16 protein-coding genes are annotated in these 19,402 nt (G+C 73.3%); 6 read left to right on the top strand and 10 right to left on the bottom strand.

The genetic code is table 11. From position 1 onward, the window contains the following. Nucleotides 1-102: 102 nt before the first annotated feature. The 3 genes from ACZ6TV_RS21480 to ACZ6TV_RS21470 all read right to left on the bottom strand — a co-directional run bounded on the left by ACZ6TV_RS21480 (nt 103) and on the right by ACZ6TV_RS21470 (nt 3,212). A complete protein-coding gene (locus ACZ6TV_RS21480; RefSeq protein WP_465298968.1) occupies nt 103-882 on the bottom strand; it encodes a hypothetical protein in 780 nt (259 codons plus the stop codon). Nucleotides 883-1,144: 262 nt separating this feature from the next. Further along, on the bottom strand, nt 1,145-1,804 hold the full coding sequence (locus ACZ6TV_RS21475) for a hypothetical protein (protein WP_465298967.1): 660 nt from the start codon (nt 1,802-1,804) through the stop codon (nt 1,145-1,147). A gap of 121 nt (nt 1,805-1,925) precedes the next feature. After that, nucleotides 1,926-3,212, bottom strand: a complete 1,287-nt coding sequence (locus ACZ6TV_RS21470) for a citrate synthase (protein WP_465298966.1) — start codon at nt 3,210-3,212, stop codon at nt 1,926-1,928. Nucleotides 3,213-3,453: 241 nt separating this feature from the next. On the opposite strand from ACZ6TV_RS21470, the gene ACZ6TV_RS21465 reads away from it, so the two are divergent. Both ACZ6TV_RS21465 and ACZ6TV_RS21460 read left to right on the top strand, forming a co-directional pair. Continuing rightward, entirely contained in the window at nt 3,454-3,927 is a 474-nt protein-coding gene (locus ACZ6TV_RS21465; RefSeq protein WP_465298965.1) for a hypothetical protein, read from the top strand. Nucleotides 3,928-3,962: 35 nt separating this feature from the next. Further along, nucleotides 3,963-4,589, top strand: a complete 627-nt coding sequence (locus ACZ6TV_RS21460; protein ID WP_465298964.1) for a class F sortase — start codon at nt 3,963-3,965, stop codon at nt 4,587-4,589. Here ACZ6TV_RS21460 and ACZ6TV_RS21455 read toward each other — a convergent pair. Then, the gene (locus ACZ6TV_RS21455; protein ID WP_465298963.1) at nt 4,558-5,676 is read right to left on the bottom strand and encodes a hypothetical protein; all 1,119 of its coding nucleotides are present in this window, start codon (nt 5,674-5,676) and stop codon (nt 4,558-4,560) included. The genes ACZ6TV_RS21460 and ACZ6TV_RS21455 overlap by 32 nt on opposite strands. A 308-nt stretch (nt 5,677-5,984) precedes the next feature. On the opposite strand from ACZ6TV_RS21455, the gene ung reads away from it, so the two are divergent. From ung to ACZ6TV_RS21440, 3 genes are all read left to right on the top strand, one after another. Then, nucleotides 5,985-6,659, top strand: coding sequence for a uracil-DNA glycosylase (gene ung, locus ACZ6TV_RS21450; protein ID WP_465298962.1), 675 nt, complete (start codon nt 5,985-5,987; stop codon nt 6,657-6,659). A gap of 7 nt (nt 6,660-6,666) precedes the next feature. Then, the gene (gene macS / locus ACZ6TV_RS21445; RefSeq protein WP_465298961.1) at nt 6,667-7,926 is read left to right on the top strand and encodes a MacS family sensor histidine kinase; all 1,260 of its coding nucleotides are present in this window, start codon (nt 6,667-6,669) and stop codon (nt 7,924-7,926) included. Between the two features lie 133 nt (nt 7,927-8,059). Further along, nucleotides 8,060-8,692: a response regulator gene (locus ACZ6TV_RS21440; protein WP_465298960.1), complete on the top strand. Its 633-nt coding sequence runs from the start codon at nt 8,060-8,062 to the stop codon at nt 8,690-8,692. A 3-nt stretch (nt 8,693-8,695) separates the two neighbouring features. On the opposite strand, the gene ACZ6TV_RS21435 is transcribed toward ACZ6TV_RS21440, so the two are convergent. Further along, entirely contained in the window at nt 8,696-8,995 is a 300-nt protein-coding gene (locus ACZ6TV_RS21435) for a hypothetical protein (RefSeq protein WP_465298959.1), read from the bottom strand. A 109-nt stretch (nt 8,996-9,104) separates the two neighbouring features. Between ACZ6TV_RS21435 and ACZ6TV_RS21430 the strand changes: the two genes are divergently transcribed. Beyond that, on the top strand, nt 9,105-13,469 hold the full coding sequence (locus ACZ6TV_RS21430) for an SCO7613 C-terminal domain-containing membrane protein (protein ID WP_465298958.1): 4,365 nt from the start codon (nt 9,105-9,107) through the stop codon (nt 13,467-13,469). Nucleotides 13,470-13,525: 56 nt separating this feature from the next. Here the strand turns inward: ACZ6TV_RS21430 and ACZ6TV_RS21425 are convergent, their stop codons facing one another. From ACZ6TV_RS21425 to ACZ6TV_RS21405, 5 genes are all read right to left on the bottom strand, one after another. Then, nucleotides 13,526-14,419: a Gfo/Idh/MocA family protein gene (locus ACZ6TV_RS21425; RefSeq protein WP_465298957.1), complete on the bottom strand. Its 894-nt coding sequence runs from the start codon at nt 14,417-14,419 to the stop codon at nt 13,526-13,528. A 44-nt stretch (nt 14,420-14,463) separates the two neighbouring features. After that, nucleotides 14,464-15,465 carry a 1-acyl-sn-glycerol-3-phosphate acyltransferase gene (locus tag ACZ6TV_RS21420; protein WP_465298956.1) on the bottom strand — a complete coding sequence of 334 codons (1,002 nt, stop codon included), beginning with the start codon at nt 15,463-15,465 and terminating at the stop codon, nt 14,464-14,466. Continuing rightward, nucleotides 15,459-16,295, bottom strand: coding sequence for a patatin-like phospholipase family protein (locus tag ACZ6TV_RS21415; protein WP_465298955.1), 837 nt, complete (start codon nt 16,293-16,295; stop codon nt 15,459-15,461). Before ACZ6TV_RS21415 ends, ACZ6TV_RS21420 begins: the two co-directional genes overlap by 7 nt. Continuing rightward, nucleotides 16,288-17,955 (bottom strand): protein kinase domain-containing protein, encoded by a 1,668-nt coding sequence (locus tag ACZ6TV_RS21410; protein WP_465298954.1) that lies wholly within the window; start codon nt 17,953-17,955, stop codon nt 16,288-16,290. Before ACZ6TV_RS21410 ends, ACZ6TV_RS21415 begins: the two co-directional genes overlap by 8 nt. Nucleotides 17,956-18,083: 128 nt before the next feature. Beyond that, nucleotides 18,084-19,355, bottom strand: a complete 1,272-nt coding sequence (locus ACZ6TV_RS21405; protein ID WP_465298953.1) for a glycosyltransferase family 4 protein — start codon at nt 19,353-19,355, stop codon at nt 18,084-18,086. Nucleotides 19,356-19,402 lie beyond the last annotated feature (47 nt).

Genomic DNA, 19,402 nt, shown 5'->3' with positions numbered 1-19,402 from the left:
CCTACCCAACGCCACCCACGCATACTACCTGAAATAGACATAAAACGATGGTCTGGCCCTCCGGGCCAGACCATCGTTTAACACCAGTCACCTAGTGCCGGTCTAGTACCGGTCCACGACGACGCTGGAGACGCCGGCGGCGTTGTCGATCTCGAACCGGTCCTTCGCGGCGGCGTCGCCGCTCTGGAACACGGAACCGCCGCCGACCCCGTCGTGGCGGGTGCCGTCGAGGGTGACGCTGCCGGCGCCGCCACCGGCGACGACCTTCACGGGCAGGCCCTGCGGCAGGTGGACACGGAAGGTGCTGGCGCCGCCGTTCATCCGGACGGGGACGGTGCCTTTCGCGGCGGGCAGGCTCAGCTCGATGCTGGAGACCCCTCCGACGTATTCGACGCCGCCGACCTCGCGCAGCCCGCGCAGGTCGGCGGTGTTGCTCGTGGCGCCGGCGGTGAAGCGGACGGTCCAGCGCACGTCGCGGTTGAGCTCGACGGAGACCGCGCCCCGGTCCGGCGCGCCGTTGCCGGTGTCGCTGAGCTGGACGCCGACCCGGCCGTCGAGGTCGGTGACGCTGGGGACCATCCGGCCGTCGCCGGGGGTGCGGACCCGGTAGAGGACGTCGCCGAGGTCCGCGGCGGTGACGGTGACGGCGGTGACGCCGCTGAGCAGGTCCAGTGTCGCCGCGTCGCGACCGGACACGGCCGCGGTGACGGTGTGCGAGGCACGGTCGACGGACGCGTGCCGGACCCGCCAGACGGCGACGGTGACCGCCGCGAGGATCAGGACCGCGAGCAGGATCATCCCGCCGATGAGCCACACGGTGCGCGGGGGCGGCCCGGCGGCGTGGGCGGGAGCGGTGGCGCGCGGACGAGCGGTGGTCACCATGTCGATGTGGTCTCCGCGGGCGCGCATATCGAAACGCGTCAGGCCCGCCGGCTCAAGACCGGGGCCGCCGCCACGGGGGAAGCGGCGGCCCCGGCGTCCTTGGGATGCAACGCAATGTACTCCCAACGTGAGCCACTGCACAGCCCCAAACCGTGCCGTCTTGACGGCTGGTCCGACCTGCGCCGATGGACCGTCCATTGTGGAACATCCGACCCGACGCAATCGCACAGATTCGCACACCGCCGCGGTGGTGCCGGCGGTCTCAGCACAGGGCGGCGGCGCGGCGGCCGACCTCCGCGGGGGTCAGCAGTTCGCCGTCGAGGACGACGGCCCAGAAGGCGGACAGCGGGATCCGCTCGAACAGCGGCGAGCCGAGTCCGTCGTACACCCGCTCCGGCACCAGCTTCAGCGACGTGGTGACCACGATCGTCGGGACGCTCTGCGCGAGCGCCAGGGTGCCCTTGATGTTGAGCACGCTGGTGGGGCTGATCGCGTCGGCGCCGGCGATGCCGGTCACCGGCTGCAGGCCCTCGGTGCCGGGCGCGTCGACGGTGCCGACGGGCAGCTGGGCGGCGACGGCCTTGACCAGCGCGCTGCTGGGTGCGGTGCGGGCCCAGCCGCCGCGCTGGTGCAGCAGCCGGGCCGCGGTGGCGACGCTGGCCTCGACGTCGCGGTCGAGCTGGTCGCGGATCGCGCGCAGGGCGGGGCCCGGGTCGTCGCTGTTGGCGGCGCGGGCGATGTGCCACATCGAGGCGTACCCCGGCAGGAGCCCGGGCAACGGCGCGACGACCGCACGCAGCATCGCCGGGTCGTGGACGAACTCGGCCAGTCCGTCGAGGACCTGCCGGGCCACCCCGGTCGCTCCGGAGGTCCGGTCCTGCACCGCCGCGGTGAGTAGCGGCGACAACGTTGGCGCGCTCATGAAAACCGGTCTCCCCTGTCGAAAACGGACAACGACCCCAGATGGACCTCATGTATGAGACAGCCGGGGTCGATCTCCGTCAAGGTACAAACGAGCAAGAACCGGTCGACGCTGCGGGTCTTTACCGAGCAGCAATCGGCGCGTAATCGCGGGCGCCGTAACCGATGTACACCTGCCGCGGGCGGCCGATCTTCGTCTCCGGGTCGCTGATCATCTCGCGCCACTGGGCGATCCAGCCCGGCAGCCGGCCGAGGGCGAAGAGGACGGTGAACATCGTGGTCGGGAAGCCCATGGCCTTGTAGATGAGGCCGGTGTAGAAGTCGACGTTCGGGTACAGCTTCCGGGAGACGAAGTACTCGTCGGACAGCGCGATCTCCTCGAGCTGCATCGCCAGGTCGAGCAGCGGGTCGGGCTTCGCCATCCGGCCGAGGACCTCCTGCGCGGCCTTCTTCACCAGCGCGGCGCGGGGGTCGTAGTTCTTGTACACGCGGTGCCCGAAGCCCATGAGGCGGGTGCTGGTGTCCTTCTTGTCCTTGACCCGGTTGACGAACTTGGCGACGTCGCCGCCGTCCTCGCGGATCACCTGGAGCATCTCCAGAACGGCCTGGTTGGCGCCGCCGTGCAGCGGGCCGAACAGCGCGTTGACGCCGGCGGAGACCGAGGCGAACAGGTTGGCCTGGCTGGAGCCGACGAGCCGGACCGTGGAGGTCGAGCAGTTCTGCTCGTGGTCGGCGTGCAGCAGCAGGAGCATGTCGAGGACCTTGACCGCGACCGGGTCGATCTCGTACGGGGTCGCGGGGACGCCGAACGTCATGCGCAGGAAGTTCTCGACGTAGCCCAGGGAGTTGTCCGGGTACAGCATCGGCTGGCCGATCGCCTTCTTGTAGGCGTACGACGCGATGGTCGGAACCTTCGCCATCAGCCGGATCGTGGAGATCTCGACCTGCTCCTGGTCGAACGGGTTGAGGCTGTCCTGGTAGAACGTCGACAGCGCGCTGACCGCGGAGGACAGCACCGCCATCGGGTGCGCGTCGCGGGGGAAGCCGTCGAAGAAGCGGCGCATCTCCTCGTGCAGGAGCGTGTGGTGCTGGATGCGGGTGGTGAAGTCCGAAAGCTGGGCCGGCGTCGGCAGCTCGCCGTGGATCAGCAGGTAGGAGCTCTCCAGGAAGCTCGAGCGCTCGGCGAGCTGCTCGATCGGATACCCGCGGTAGCGCAGGATGCCGGCGTCGCCGTCGATGTAGGTGATCGACGATACGCACGAGGCGGTGTTGACGAAACCGGTGTCGAGGGTGACCTGACCGGTGTCCTTGAGCAGTTTGCCGATCTCGAGACCCGCGGGCCCTTCCGTCGCCTTGCGGGCCGGCAGGTCGAGCTCGCCGTCAGGATATGTGATCTTGTACTCACTCATGCGCGTCGTTCCCGTCTCGTCCCGCAGTCCGGCTTCTGGTTGCGGCCGCCATTGCCCGCGACCGGCGCTTATGGCGCCTGCGCGCAGGATTTCAGATGCGCGAGGCCTTCCGCACGGCGGGGCGCTCACGTGCGATATTTCCTACTCGTTGCGGCCGATTCTGGAAGCCTTCCACTCTATCAGCCGAATTCCTACGCCCAGGGTGTTCAGCGGTCACCCCACCGTGACCGCCAATGGGAGCATGCGAACACTCCTGCTGTCCGGCGCCATGCTCGCCGGCACGACTGTCGCGCTCGCCGTTCCCGGCGTCGCGGCGGCCGAGGGCGCCGGCACGGTCACCCCCGAGACCGTGAGACCGGGCGGGCGCGTCACGTTCAGCACGGTCTGTCCCGACGGCGTGAAGTCCGCGGACGTCTCCGGGACCACGCTCGGGCTGGCCTCCCGCATCCCGATGGAGGCGGGCAAGTCGAACGGCACGTTCTCGGTGGCCGTCGACATCCCCGCGACGGTCAGCGCCGGTACGTTCAACGTGAGCATCGACTGCGCGGACGGCACTTCCTCGGTGGTCAAGCTCGTCATCTCACCGAGCGGCGGGGTGCCGACCGGCGGCGGGTCGACGGCGCGGGGACCCGACCGCACGCTGATGGCCGCCGGGGGCGGGCTGCTGCTGGTCGGCGCGGCGGGCGCGATGATGCTGCGCCGCAGGACGGCGTGAGCCCTGCCCACCGGCACCGCCCCCGGCACCTTCTGGTGCGCTCGAACGGGACCTGGCGGGCCGGGACGGCCGTCGGTGTCATCACCCTGGCCGTGACCGGCGTCTCGCTCATCGGCGCCGGCTACGGCACGTCCTCGCCGCCGACCGTCGTCGAGGCCAGCGGCTCGGCCGGGTTCGCCGGGGCCGTCGCGCGCGCCCCGGCGTCGGCACCGGTCGGGCTGCGCATCGACGCGATCTCGGTCGAGGCCCCGGTGGAACGCGTCGACGTCGACCGGGACGGCACGCTCATCCCGCCGTCGCTGCGGGAGGCGTCGAAGGTCGGCTGGTACCAGCGCGGACCGACACCGGGCGAGACCGGCAACGCGGTCATCGTCGGACACGTCGACACCGCCGGCAGCGGGCCCGCCGTGTTCTACCGGCTCGGGCGCCTGAAACCGGGCGATCCGGTGACCGTGACCAGGCGCGACGGCTCGGCGGTCACGTTCGCCGTGGACAGCGTGCGGCTCTATCCGAAGCACGAGTTCCCGGCCGATCTGGTGTACGGGCCCGCCGGCCGCGCCCAGCTGCGGCTGGTCACGTGCGGCGGGACGTTCGACCGGGCGACGAGCACCTACTCGGGCAACACCGTGATCACCGCGACGATGGTGTCGTGGCAACCCTGAGCCGGTCCAGGGTCACGGCGTGGATCCGGCCCGCCGGCACCGACCGCTCCAGCAGCATGTTGCGCATCACGCCGACCCCGAAGGGGGTGCCGCACAGGTAGACGTCGTGCGAGGTCCACTCGGCGAAGTCGACGACGACCTGCGGCAGGGATCCGCTGAGGTACGGGTGCGCCGGGCCCCTCGCCACGACCGCGTGCACGGTGGCGTGGGCGCACTGGGCGGCGTGCTCGCGCAGCGACTCCAGGTCGTACAGGTCGTCGCGGGTCGACACGCCCCAGAACAGGTGCACGACCCGCTCGTCCCCGCGCGCCGCGAGCTCGTCCAGCAGCCCCTTCACCGGTGCGACGTGCACATCCTCGGCGACGATGAGGATCGCCCGGCCGTGCGGCTCGATGACGAACTCACCCTCGGCCCGGTGCAGGCGCAGCGCGTCGCCGACCCTCGTGCCGTGCACCAGCGCGCCGCCGGCCTCGTCGCCCGGGCCGGCCTGGACGTGCAGCTCCAGGCGGTTGTCGCCGGTGGGCGGGGCGGAGATCCAGCAGGTCCGCCACGCGCCGGGCACCATCGGGTGCTCGACCACGGCGCGCTGGCCGGCGCGGGCCGGGTACGGCAGGTCGGTGGCCAGACGGAGCACGGCCACGTCGTCGCGGCGCTGGTCGTGGGCGACGACGGTGGCGGTCCAGAACGGGGTCTCGTCGGGCTGGAGCGCCTTGCCCTGGCGCAGCCAGCCGACGACGAACCGCCAGCCTTCGCGCCAAGCGCCCACCGTTTCGTCCTGCTGCTCCGGATTTTCGCCTTTTCCGGACGTTTCGGTCACGGCCTCGACCAGCGCCTCGCCGAAGAGGTCCAGCTGCCGGCTGCGCGGCCCGATCAGCGCGTCGAGCGCCGGTGCCAGCTGGGCGAACTGCGGCACGACGGCGCTCGGCCGGTCGAAGTGCTCCAGCAGCCACACGAACCCGCGCTCGGCCGCCGCCGGGTCGGCCGCGATCGCGCTGTGCAGGACGGTGCGCTGCTCCTGCGGCACGTCGGCGAGCCGCGCCACGACCGCCCGCACGTCGCGCACGCTGTCGCGCAGCCGCTGCTGCAACTGCGAGAGATAGCCCAGATCGCCGGGTTTCGGCCCTTCATCCGGTCCGTCCTGTGCAAGACTGTCCTTTGGCTGATCTTGGTGCCGTCTGGGTCGCGGGGACGCCGCCCGCTCCTGGCCGTTCTGCTCCAGCTGGGCTTGTCTCCATGCCCAGAGCACCGTCAACGGTTCGCCACCATGCCCGACTGGTCCCACGTGCGCCACGCCTCCAGTCTCCCGGGTTCAGCGCGGCAATGTTGGCAATTCCGACATACCCCCGCGTTTTGCCCGGCTGCAAAATGTCGTACCGCTTTCGTAGAGTGCGGTGCATGTCGTTGGATTTGCTCGAGCTGCTCCCCGCCGGCTGGCGGGACCTGATGAAACCGCACCTTGATCTCGAGATCGTGCAGAAGCTCGAGACGTTCGTGGAGGCGGAGTATGCGGCCGGCCCGGTCTATCCCCCGCTGCCGGACCTGTTCACCGCGTTCCGGCTCTGCTCGCCCGAGGCGGCCCGGGTGCTGATCCTCGGTCAGGACCCCTATTTCAAGGAGGGCCAGGCCCACGGCCTCAGCTTCTCCGTGCGCCCCGGCGTGTCGATCCCGCCGTCGCTGCGCAACGTCTACAAGGAGCTCCGCGACGACCTCGGCGTCACCCCGCCGGCCAACGGTGACCTCACCGGCTGGGCCAGCGACGGCGTCCTGCTGCTCAACGCGGTGCTCACCGTCCGCGCCGGCAAGGCCGCCTCCCACGCCAACAAGGGCTGGGAGCACTTCACCGACGCCGCGATCGCCGCGCTCAACTCGATGCCCCGCCGGGTCGTGTTCGTCCTCTGGGGCGCCTATGCCCGCAAGAAGGCCGTCCTGGTCACCAACCCGCAGCACACGATCGTCGAGGCCGGCCACCCCAGCCCGATGAACCCGGCCGGCTTCCTGGGCTCGAAGCCCTTCAGCAAGACCGACGCCGCCCTCGTCGAGGCCGGACTGCCCCCGGTCCGCTGGGTCTGAGCACGTCATGAAGGCCCTCGAGGGACCGTTGTGGCGGGCGCTGCTCGTCTTCCGCATCGCCGCGCTCGGCTACGCGGCGGTGCTGATGATCGGCAATTTCCAGCACTACCACTGGCCCCTCGGCGGCTGGCTCGTCCTGTCCGTCATGGCCGCCTGGACGGTGGTGAGCAGCCTGGCCTATGCGCGCCCCGAGCGCCGCGGCTGGCCGCTGCTCACCGCCGACCTCGCCGTCACCGCCGCCTGCCTGCTCGCCACCCGCTGGATCGTGCAGCCCGACGGCCTCGGCGTCGGCGCACCGACCCTGCCGATGGCGTGGGTGGCGAGCCCGGTCGTCGCCTGGGCCATCTCCGGCGGCCGCCGCCGCGGCGCGATCGCCGCGCTGCTGATGAGCGCCGCCGACGTGGTCGTCCGCGACGGCTTCTCCCAGGCCACCGTCAACGGGCCCGTCCTCATGCTCCTGGCGGGCGTCGGCATCGGCCACATCGCCCGCCTCGCCATCGACGCCGAGGCCCGCCTCCAGCGCGCGACCGAGCTGGAGGCGGCGACCCGTGAGCGCGAACGGCTCGCCCGCGGCATCCACGACTCCGTCCTGCAGGTCCTCGCGCTCCTCCAGCGCCGCGGCGCCGAGCTGGGCGGGGAGGCCGCCGAGCTGGGCCGCCTCGCCGGCGAGCAGGAGGCCACCCTGCGCAGCCTGGTCACGTCCAGCGGTCCGCCGCCGGCCACGACCGGTCCCCGCCGCACCACGCAGCCGGCCGCCGGGCCGGCCGCGGGCCGCGGCCCGTTCCGCCTGCCGGCCAGCCTCTCCCGCACCTCAACCCGCACCTCAGTCCGCGCCTCGGCCGGCACTCCCACCGGCTTCTCGGCCCGCGGCACCGATGCCGACCTCGTCGATCTGCGGCCGCTGCTCGACCGGCACAGCGCCACCGGTGTCAGCGTCGCCGCGCCCGCCACCGAGGTCCTGCTGCCGGCCCCGGTCGCCGCCGAGGTCGCCGCCGCCGTCGCGGCCGCCGTCGACAACGTCACGCTCCACGCCGGCCCCGACGCCAAGACCTGGCTCCTGATCGAGGAGCTCGACGACACCGTCGCCATCACCATCCGCGACAACGGCTCCGGCATCCCCGCCGGCCGCCTCACCGAGGCCGAGCAGGCCGGGCGCCTGGGCGTCGCCCAGTCGATCCGCGGCCGAATCCGCGACCTCGGCGGCACCACCACCGTCACCAGCAGCCCCACCACCGGCACCGAGATCGAGCTCCAGGTCCCCCGCTGACCCCGTCCGGCCCGCGACCTTCCGGCGTCCCGGCATCCGGTCGGGCACCGGCCGGGTGGCCGGCGGGCGGGCAGCCGTTGGTGGGGCGGGCCTATAGGGTGCTGGTGTGGACGCAGCGGGACGACTCCGGGTCATGGTGGTCGATGACCATCCGATGTGGCGCGAAGGTGTCGCCCGGGATCTGGCCGAGGCGGACTACGAGGTCGTCGCGGCGGTCGGCGAGGGAGCGCAGGCGGTCCGGATCGCCGGATCGGTCCGGCCCGACGTCGTGGTGCTCGACCTGCAGCTGCCCGACCGGTCCGGGGTCGAGGTCATCCAGGGGCTGCTCGCGTCCTGCCCCGAGGTGAAGATCCTGATGCTGTCCGCGAGCGGCGAGCAGCAGGACGTGCTCGACGCGGTCAAGGCCGGCGCGACCGGATATCTGGTGAAGTCCGCGGCCAGGGAGGAGTTCCTCGCCGCGGTGCGCCGGACCGCCGAGGGTGACCCGGTGTTCACCCCAGGTCTGGCGGGGCTGGTGCTCGGGGAGTTCCGGCGGCTGGCGACGGTGACCCGGGCCGAGGACCCGGACGCGCCCCGGCTGACCGAGCGGGAGACCGAGGTGCTGCGCCTGGTCGCGAAGGGCGTCACCTACAAGGAGATCGCCGAGCGGCTCGTGCTGTCGCATCGCACGGTGCAGAACCACGTGCAGAACACCCTCGGCAAGCTGCAGCTGCACAGCCGGGTCGACCTGGTGCGGTATGCGATCGAGCGGGGCCTGGACGAGTAGCGGTCACACGCCGTAGATGTCCAGCAGGTAGTGGCCGAGGACGGTCTCGGTCCGCATGTCGAGGACGAGGACCAGGAAGACGTTCGGGGTCTCGCAGTTGACGAGGACGTGCTGCAGTCCGCCACTGGGCATCTGCCACGCGTAGTTGACGCTGCCCTCACTGAAGTCGTGGCCGCCGAGATGTTCCTCGGGGATGGCGTCGAAGTAGGGCCAGAAGTCGAAGGGCGGCTCGTCGTCCGGGCCGATCTGCACCGGCTCGGGCTCCATCGTCGCCTTGTACTCAGCCTCCGTGAGCAACCGCATCCAGCCAGCATGCCGCGTCGCTCACCGGACAGGAAGATCCTGTTACTCAGACGAGGATGAGTAGGGCAGCCGATACCCGCAACCACCCCGCGAAGTCATCATGATCGGCATGATGACGTATCCGTGCCCGTTCTGCGGCGGCCAGGCCGACCTGGAGGCCGGTTGCTCCGGCTGCGGTCGCGCCCCGTTCCCGGACGCCGCCGAGGTGGTGCGGCTGGGCACGCGCGCCGACGAGCTGCTCGTCGAGGTCGAGGCGGCCCGCGCGCAGTTCGACGAGGCGCGGTCCAGGTACGACGCGGCGGTCCAGCGGCTGAACGCGGTGCGCGCACAGCGCAACATGCTTGCGGCGCGGGTGAGCCAGGCGGTGGAGGCCGCGAAGCGCGCACTCGGGTCCGTGGCTCCCGCGGCGGTACGCCCAGCGCCCGCTCCCCACCCGGCGGCCGCGCCGGTGCCGGGGCCGAACGGTCCGGTGTTCCACGGACGGCCGGGCGTGCCCGCGGTCAGGCCGGCCGGGCCTTCCGCTCCCACGCCGGCCGGGGCTTCCGCTCCCATGCCGGGCTGGGCACCGGCTTCCGCCGCGGGCTCGGCTTCCGGGTCGGGTCCGGGTTTCGGTCCGGGTTCGTTGTCGGGTTCGTTGTCGGGTTCGGGGTTGGGTTCGGGTTCGGGTGAGGCCAGTCCCCGGACGGTGCAGAATCTGCTGTTCATCCTCGGTGGCCTGCTGCTCGGCAGCGCGGCGATCGTGTTCGCGGCGGTCGCCTGGGCCAGCTTCGGGGTGCTGGGGCGGGCCGCGATCCTGGCGACGGTCACGCTGGTCACCCTGGCCGTGCCGCCGTTCGCGCTGTCGCGTGGGCTGCGGTCGACCGCCGAGACGTTCGCGGCGCTGGGACTGCTGCTCGTGCTGCTCGACGGTTACGCCGCCTGGTACGTCAACCTCGCCGGACTCGCCGACACCACCCGGCCGAGCACCTACGCGGGACTGGTCTGCGCGGTGACCGCCGTCATCGCCGGTGGGTACTCGCTCGCAACAGGCTTGCGCGGTCCCCGCTTCGCCGCCATCCTCACGGCCCAGCCGGTGCTGCCTCTCCTCGCCGTCGAGCGGTCGTTCGAGGCGACGGGGTGGACGGCCACGTTCGTCGCGCTGGCAGCGTTGGACGTGCTGCTCGCCCGCACGGTGGAGAAGGCGGCCTGGGCCGGCGCCGGGATCGCCGTCGCGGTCGCCGGGCCGCTCGGGCTCGTCGCGCTGTCCACCGTGGACGGCGTCACCGGCGCCCTCGGCGCGGGTGCGGTGATGCTGGCGCTGGCGGCGGTCATCATGGCGGCGAGCCTCGCCCACCGGGTCACCGCACACATCGGCGCGGCGGTCGCGACCTGCATCGTCGCGCTCGTCGCGGTGCGGATCCTCGCGGAGGCCGTGCCGGCCCGGCAGATCCTCACGTTCGCCCTCGTGCCGGTGCTCATCGCGCTCGGCGCGTCGGCGCTGCCGGACCGCGTCCGCACGGGCGCCCGCGTCGGCGCGTACATCGTCGCCGGCCTGGCAGCCGTGCCCTACACCGGCGCGGCCCTGCTCGCCGCCGGCAACGCCGTCGACCGGGCCCTGCCCGCGTGGCACGGCCCGGCGTCCACCTTGGAGCGGCTGTTCTCCTGGCAGGCCCCGGTCGCGTTGGTCACCGTCGCCGCGGCGTTCTTCGTCCTGACCCGGTCCCGCCTGGTGGTGTGGCCGGTGGTCGTGCTGGTCGCGTTCGCCGTGCCGGGCTCCTTCGACGCTCCCCTGCCGGTGGTGTCGGTCGTGGACTTCGCGGCCCTCGCCGGTCTGGCCGTCGCCGCCCTGCTCTGGTCCACCAGGCCCGGCACTCCTGCTGAGGTACCACTCGCGGCGCCACCACCTGCAACACACTTCCCGAGCGCCACCCCCGCAGACGACACCGCCCCGGCCACCGCAGGCCAGCCAGGTGGCGCAGGGCAGCCGGGCGGCGCGGGGCAGCCGGGCGGCGCGGGGCAGCCGGGTGGCGCAGGGCAGCCGGGTGGCGCAGGGGTGCCGGGTGGCATTGCGCAGGGGCCGGGTGGCATGGGTCCGGCGTGGACGGATGCCGCGGGGGCCGCGCGGGCGGGTGTCCCGGATCCAGCGCGGACCGGTGTTCCGGCAGGGTGGTGGGCGGCGTTGGGCCTGCCGGTCGTGGCGGCGCACGCGGTGCTCGTCGGGTTGGCCACTCCCCTGTCGACGCTGCTCACCATGGCCGGGTTGGTCGCGGTCTGTGCCGTGTTCGCGGTGCGGGGCACGAGGACCTGGTTCACGTTCCCCGCTGTCACGTTCGGGCTCGCGGGGCTGCCGTTGCTGTTCGCCGCGGCGGTCCGGCTCGCCACGGCCGGCAGCACGCTGTCGGTCCCGGCGCCGATGTTCGGTGCCGTGGCCGGTCTGGCGCTCGCGACGGCGCTCGTCGCCCTGGCACGCCGCAGATCCCCCGTCGCGCCGTCTGCCGTCACACCGTCCCCCGCCGCGACGCCCGCCGGCGGACCGTCTCCCGCCGCACCGTCCCCCGCCGCACCGTCCCCCGTCGGGCTGGCCGGCGCTGCGGGGCCGGCCGGCATCGCGGGAACGTCGGTCGCCACAGGGACGTCTGGCAGCGGACGAGTGGCCGGGGCGGGTGTGATGTCCGGGGCGGCCGGGGTGCTCGGCGTGATGCTCGGTGGGCTGGGGGTGACGCTGGCGGCGGTCGGGTTGTCCGCGGCCGGTGGTGGGCGGCTGCCGTTCGGGGTGTTCGCGGCCGTCGCCGTGCTGTCGGCGTGGTTCGCGACGGTGGGTGTCTCGCGTCGGACGCCGGTCGATGGTGGTCCTGCCGCGGGAGGATCGCAGCCCGCATGGCTCGTGCCGGTGTCGTTGCCCGCCGTCATCCCTGCGCTGGTCACGCTGATCGCGGTCGCGCCGGGGGTGGTTGAGGCGTTGCTGCGGCCCTATCGGTGGCTCGGCGCCGTCTGGCAGGGCGCGCCCGACGGGGTGGGGCTCGACCCGACCGGGCGGTGGTGGGCGGGTGAGGCGCCGGCGTTCGGGGCGGGACCGGCGGCGGTGGCGCTCGGACTCGTCGCGGTGCTGGCGGTGCTCGTCGCGCGGCGCACCCGGACCGCGGTGTGGACCCTCGCCGGGGCGCCCGCGACCCTCGCTGTCGTCCTGGCCTGCGTCGCCGCTGAGGCGCCGTGGCCGGCGGTGCCGGCCGTGACGCTGGCCGGTGGGCTCGCGACCGCTCTCGCGGCGGCGCTGGTCAGGCCGGGTACGCGGGCGACGCGGGTCAACGTGGGGGCGTTCACGTGCTGGTTCACCGCGGGGGCCGGGCTCGCCGGGTGCCTGGCGACGAAGCCCGTGAGCCTCGCCGCGCTCGCCGCCGTGCTCGTGACCGCCGCCGTCATCGGTGTCGCGGGCCGGTCCGCGGTGGCCAGGACGCTCGCGTGGCTGGTCGGTGCGGTCACCGCGGGCTGGCTGGCGTTCGCCGCGGCCCGTGCGGCTGAGCTGCCGCTGCGCTGGGCGGGCTACTGGGTGCTGCTCGCCGCCGCCGTCGTCCTCGCCACGTCGGTCGTCATCCGCCGGCTGCGGACGACTGCAAGCGCCTTGCAGGCAGCCCACCCGCAGGTCGGCACACAAGCAGACCACCCGCAGACCGGCCACCCGCAGACCGGCCACCCGCAGACCGGGGCGCAGGCAGACCACCCCCAGACCGGGGCGCAGACGGGCCACCCCCAGAGCGGAGCGCAGGCAGGCCACCCGCAGACCGGGGTGCAGGCGGGCCACCCGCGGAGCGGAGCGCGGGCAGGTGGTGCCGCTGGTGGTGAGGCGCTGGTGCTGGAGGTGGTCGCGCACGCCATGGCGGTGGTGGCGTTCCTGCTGACCGTCGGGGACCTCGCGGCCATGGCGGGGATCAGCAGCCTCTGGGGACTAGCCCTCGGGTTGCGGGCGCTGGCCGGGGGGCCGAGGGTCGCGTTCGCCGGGGTGGCGGGTGCGGCGCAGCTGGTCGCGTACTGGCTGGTGCTCGCGTCGAACGAGGTGGCGCTGCTGGAGGCGTACACGTTGCCGGCGGGGGCGATCGCGGCGGGCGTCGGGTGGTACGCGAGCCGCAGGCGCCAGGCGGGGGCGAGGCCGCTCGGGAGCTGGGTGGCGTACGGGCCGGCGCTGTTCGCCGCGTTCGGGCCGAGCCTGGCGTCGGTGCTGGTGGCCGAGGGCGACCCGGTGCGGCGGCTGTTGCTCGGGACCGGCGCCCTCGCCGTCGTCGTCGTCGGGGCGGTGCGCCGGCTGCAGGCCCCGACCGTCGCCGGCGCGGTGGTGCTGACGGTCGTCGCGGTGCACGAGATCGCCGTGTACTGGGACCTGCTGCCGAGGTGGGCGCCCCTGGCCGTGGCGGGTCTCGTCCTGGTCGCGCTCGCCACGACGTACGAGCGGCGCATCCGCGACGTGCGCCGCCTCCGCGCGGCCGTGACGAAAATGCGGTGACGAACCACGACAACGAAACGCGGTGAGGAAACGCCGAGACGAAAGGCGGAACCCCGCTAGACGGACACGATCATCTGGGTGCGGCGGGCCTGGTCGGCGGCGGTCAGGATGCCGGTGATCGTGGCCGCGTAGCGCACGTCGCACGGATGGGGAGTGCCGGCGGCAGCGGCGATCAGGGCCGTCACCGCGTGCCCGAAGGCGTCGACAGGCGTGTCGTCGCCCCAGGTGGGCAGGGTCAGGGCGCCGTGGTCGCCGAAGTACGAGAAGCCGAACGACGTCGCGTCGGGGGCGGCGTCGAGGGTGAGCGACAGCGTGCTCGCGGCGCCGCTGTCATGCCTGAGGAGGAGGTGCACGGTGTCGTGGGGGCCGTCGGCGGCGCTGAGGTCGACGACGGGGCCGAGCAGCGGCAGCACCACCGAAAGGGCGTGCGGGCCGAGGTCCCAGAGGCCGCCGTGCTCCTTGCGCCAGGTCGAGCCCGCATAGGGGTTGCCGGGCTGGAAGATCGAGGCGTACATGGTGGCGTGCGCGGCGTACCACCCGCCGAGTGCGGCGTTGGTGCGCAGGAAGGCGTCGACGGCCGGGACGAACCGGTTGGTGAAGAAGACGACGGACGCGACGCCGGTCGCGTCGGCCGCTTCGACGACCGTGGCGGCGGACTCGACGGTCAGCGCGAGGGGCTTGTCGAGCAGGAGGTGCTTGCCCGCGCGGGCGGCCCGGGCGGCGAGACCGGCCTGGATCTCCGGCGGGAGCGCGATCGCGACCGCGTCGACGGCGTCGAGGAGGGCGTCGACGTCGTCGTACGCCTTGGCGCCGAACTGCTCGGCGAGGGCGGCCGCCTTCGACGGGGTGCGTCCCCAGACGCCGGCGAGCGTGGCCCCGGGGTGCGCGGCCAGCGCCACCGCCTGTGTCTTCGCAGCCCAGTGTCCAGTGCCCAGCAGCCCGAATCGCATCCGGCCATTCTCCACGAACGCCACCCCGCCCGGCGCAAGAGGGGTTACGGGGAGGGGCGGTGCTGGTCGATCCACGCGTCGATGCGAGCCCACCACTCGTACAGCCAGTCGACCCGCTGCTCGTGTCCCGCCGGCACCTCGAGCGCGTCGACGGACCACCAGCGCATGGTGATGGTGAGGTCCAGCGGCAGGTGCCGCCACACGTCGCCGGCGGTGAGGAGCTTGTCGAGGCCGGTGTGCGCGACCCAGATGACCCCGGCCTCGGGCGCGGCGTCCAGCGCGGCGAGGGTGCCGCCGGGCCGGGGGGCGAGGACGTGCCGGAAGCGGGCGGCGCGTTCGGCCATGGCGTGCAGGCCGAGGTCGCGCAGCCGCTGGATGGCGCGTTCGCGGCGGGTCGGGGTGAAGTTGCCGCCCTCCGGGAAGAGGACGAGGACGTCGTTGTCGTCGAGGCCGGTGGCGAGCTGGGCGACGTGCGACGGGTCGCCGCCGCCGGCGGTGAGGAAATGGTTCGGCAGCCGGTTGAGCATGACGTCGATGACGGGGTCCCACTGCAGGGTGTCCTTGAGGATGATGCGCGGCTCCCGGTCGAACCAGTTGACCAGCGCGTGGACGAGCAGGAACGAGTCGCCAGGCCCGGCGTGCCGGCAGAAGACGAGCTCGGGCCGGCCCGGCGCGGCCACGTCGGGGTCGGTGCCGACCATCGCGACCTTCACGCCGAGCGCCCAGCGGGCCTGGGCGTACAGCACCCGCAGGAAGCGGCCGGTGAGCACGTAGTGGATCCGCTGGAACCGCGGCCCGCGCAGCCGGAGGCCGAACCCGCTGCCGACCCAGAGCGCGAAGAGCACCACCAGCGCGACCGCCTCCAGCAGCAGGTAGACGGCGAGCATCCAGGTGACCCGCAGCGCGCGCAGCCGTCCGGTCCCGAACGGTGCGAACAGCGCCGCGACGAGCAGCCAGACCGGCATGGTGAGCAGCACCGCGACGATGAGCACGAGGAAGACGGGGGTGAGCACGACCCGGCGCAGCCAGCGGGGCGGCATCAGCAAGCGTCTTGCAGATAGCGGCTCGACGCGTCGTACGCGCGGTCGATGCGGGCGCGGGCGAGGGTCATGTTGCGGTAGGACAGCGGCGAGTCGTCGCGGGCGCTGCCCCCGCCGGTGGGCAGGACGTGGACCTTCACCGACGGCGGCGCCTCGGACAGCTCCCGGGCGAAGCGGTGCCGGCGGGCGACCTCGAACGCGACCTGGGCGACCTCCCACGGCCGGCGCGGTGGGCGCAACGGCCGTTCGATGCGGCCGACCTGCATGACGAAGACGGTCCTGGCCCCGAGGGTGACGGCGCGGCCGATCGGGATGGAGTTGACGATCCCGCCGTCGATGTAGTGCTCGTCGCCGAGGTGGACGGGCGGCAGGATGCCGGGCACGGCCGAGCTGGCGAGGACGGCCTCGACGAGCGGGCCCTTGTCGAACCAGTGCTCGGCGGCGCGTTCGATGCTGGCGGCACAGCACTGGAACGGCACCGGCAGGTCGTCGAAGGTGGTGTCGGCGCCGAGCTCGCGGGTCAGCAGCCGGCGCAGCGGCGCCGGGGAGTGCAGGTGGGTGCGGCGGGCGAAGCGGCCCAGCTGCCGGGGCAGGGAGTCGCCGTAGACGGTGCGGGCCTCCGGGGACACCCACAGCTCGGTCAGCCGGTCGGCGACCCGCTCGTCCGGGGAGGCGGCGACGGCCGCGCCGTTGAACGCGCCGATCGACGTGCCGACGACGAGGTCGGGGCGGATCCCCGCGTGCAGCAGGGCGCGGGCCATGCCGACCTCGACGGCGCCGAGGACGCCGCCACCGCCGAAGACGAACCCGACGGGACCCGGGAAACGTTCATGCACGGTTCTGAACGTAACGCGACGGCGTCACCGTCGCAGTGTTCGCGGGACGGCTGCCGGAGGGGCGCGGGCCACCGCCGCCGCCGGGGTCGTCGAACCCGCCGGGCGGTGGACCAGGCGGCGGGCCGTTGGGATCCCCGCCGGGTGGCGGGCCGTCGAAGCCCTCCGGCGGCGTGGTTGCCGCCGGACGCTTGCCGGTGTCCGGCGCGGGGATCAGGTCCGTGATCGGCGGGAGGCTGGCGCCGCGCCGGAGGTCGGCCCACCGGGTGTCGCAGGCGACGTCGTTGACGGTGAAGCTGGCCGGCATCGGCATCACGCCGTTGGCGCCGTTCAGCCCGACGGTGACCGCCTTGCCGGGCGGGATCGAGTAGGCGCCGGTCATCCACACGCCGCCGCCGGCCCGCTCCCATTTGGCGAGGCCGCCGGTGACCTGCAGGACGTCCTGCCCGCCGGGCAGCAGGAAGCGCAGCGTCCACGGGTTGACGGGCCGGTTGCCGGTGTTGGCCACGACGAGCCGGGCGGCGAAGCCCCGGTCCACGCCTTCGACCGGCTCGGGGCGGCTGTAGTAGTCGACGCTGCAGGCGTACCGCGGTGCCCACGGCTTCCAGATGGCGAGCCCGCCGGCGCCGACGGCGAGGGTCACGGCGGCGACCGACGCGGCGAGGGCGCGGCTGCTGCGGCGCTTGGCGGCGCGGCGGCTGCGCGGGATCGTCACCTCCCGCCCGAACGTCGCCTCGACCGGCTCCCGGTGCCGCGGCAGCGGGGGCGTCGGGGCGTGCACCTCCTGGGTGGAGGAGCCGTCCTCCCCGGGGAGGACGACGTGGATGCCGGTGGCGGCGGCGAGGGTCCGGGCGACGTACGCCGCCGGCGGCCGCGTGTCGGGGTCCTTGGCGAGGCACTGCCCGACGAGCTGGGCGATGCCCTCGGGCAGGCCGGGGATGTCCGGCAGCGGGTGCGGCGGCTCGTAGACGTGGTTGGCGATCATCTGCGTCGGCGTGTCCGCGTGCCACGGCAGGCGGTCGGTGAGGCAGCGGTAGACGAGCAGGCCGACGGTGTAGACGTCGGTCGCGGGGATGACGCCGCCGCCGAGGAGCCGCTCCGGTGCGAGATAGGCGGGTGTACCGAAGACGGTGCCGTCCTCGTCGTCGGGGTCGAACGAGCCGGTGAGCCCGGCGACGCCGAAGTCGAGGATCTTCGCGCCGGCGGAGGTGAGCATGATGTTGCTGGGCTTGATGTCACGGTGCACGACGTGCCGCTCGTGCGCGGCGGCCAGGCCGGCGGCGACCTGGGCACAGATCTGGGTGGCGCGCCGCCACGACATCGGACCGCTGCGCAGCCGGTTGGACAGCAGCTCGCCCTCGAGGAGCTCCATGACGACGTACGGGCGGCGCCCGTGCCGGCCCGCGTGCGGGTCACCGGCCTCGCCGTAGTCGTGCACGGCGGTGATGTTGGGGTGCTGGAGGCGGGCGACGACCTGCGCCTCGGCGCGGATCCGCTCCCGGTTGCCGGGCTTGTTGGCCAGTTCCTCGGCGAGGAGCTTGATGGCCACGTCCCGGTCGAGCACGAGGTCCTGGGCCCGCCACACGACCGCCATACCGCCGGTGCCGACGGGTGCGATGAGCCGGTACCTGTTGCCGAGGACCTCGTCAGCCGTCCCGCTCACCCATCGCCGTCCTGATCGATTCCGGTCGCTGTACCCCAGGAACCCTAATCGCCTTCCGGCCGGGGCGCGAGACCCCAAATGCGAACGGTCCCGGCAAACTTCCTGCCGGGACCGTTCAAAGATGCGACTCAGATGGTCAGAAGGTTGCCGTCCGGCACGACGATCTGCGGCCGGCCGTGCTCGAGGACCGCGGCGGCCTGCCTGGCGGCGAAGCCGGGCGCCTCGGTGATGGCCGTGCGGTACACGTCCGCGGTGTTGGCCGCGATGGTGGACCAGCCGTACTTCTGGCCGACCATCGTGCGGGCCCGCTTCGCGACCCGGCGGGCGAACGGCTCGTCGTCCAGCAGGGTGCCGACGGACGCGGCGAGCGCGTCGGGGCTCTTCGCCGGGAAGGTCACGCCGGTCTCGCCCGGCTCGACGATCTCGGCGAGACCGCCGGTCGCGGCAACGGCGAGGGGCGCGCCGGCGGAGGCCCCCTCGAGGGCCACCATGCCGAACGGCTCGTAGATGCTCGGCACGACGAGGGCGTCGGTGGCCGCCATGAGCGCGGGCAGCTCGCCCTCGCCCATGAAGCCGGCGAAGCTGACGGCCCGTTGCAGCCGCAGCCGCCGCACGTCCTCCTGCAGTTCGGCGCGGTGCGGGCCGTCGCCGGCGATGACGACCCGCAGGCCGTTGTGCCTGGCGCGCAGCTCCGGCAGGGCGGCGATCAGGTCCTGCACGCCCTTCTCGTACACCAGCCGGCCGGCGTAACCGAGCAGCGGTCCCTCACCGGCGAAGCGGGCCCGGGCGGCGTTGATCGCGCGGGACGGCGCCTTCCAGACGCTGGAGTCCACGCCGTTGGCGACGACGGAGACGCGGGCGGGCGCCAGGTCGAGCAGGCGGGTGACCTCCCAGCGCATGTACTCGGAGCAGACCACCACCCGGCAGGCCTCGTGGCCCAGCCACCATTCCACGGAGTGGATGCACTTGTTCATCTCGTCGGGCAGCCAGCCCTGGTGCCGGCCCGCCTCGGTGGCGTGGATCGTCGCGACCAGCGGCAGGTCGAGGCATTCCTTGAGGGTCACGGCTGTGTGCGTGACGAGCCAGTCGTGGGCGTGGATGAGGTCGTACTCGCCGGTGGCCGCGGCACGCAGGGCGGCGCGGGTCAGCGTGTGGTTGAACGCCATCGTCCACGCCAGCAGGGTGGACGTGGCGAGGGGGAACAGCGGCGGGTCCTCCGCCGCGCGGACGACCCGGACGCCTTCGGAGTACTCCTCCAGGGGCGCGCCGGGCGCGTGCCGGGTGACGACGGTGACCTCGTGGCCCGCCGTCACCAGTGAGGTGGCGAGGGCGTGCACGTGCCTGCCCAGCCCGCCCACGACGACAGGTGGGTACTCCCACGAGAGCATCAGGATTCTCATCGGTCTCGCCGCATTTCCGATGGTCTGGTCCACGTGGCCGCCCCCAC

The organism is Dactylosporangium sp. NPDC051087, assembly GCF_055586325.1.
Note: the sequence above shows the minus strand (reverse complement) of the source record. Positions and strands in the feature narration are given on the sequence as shown.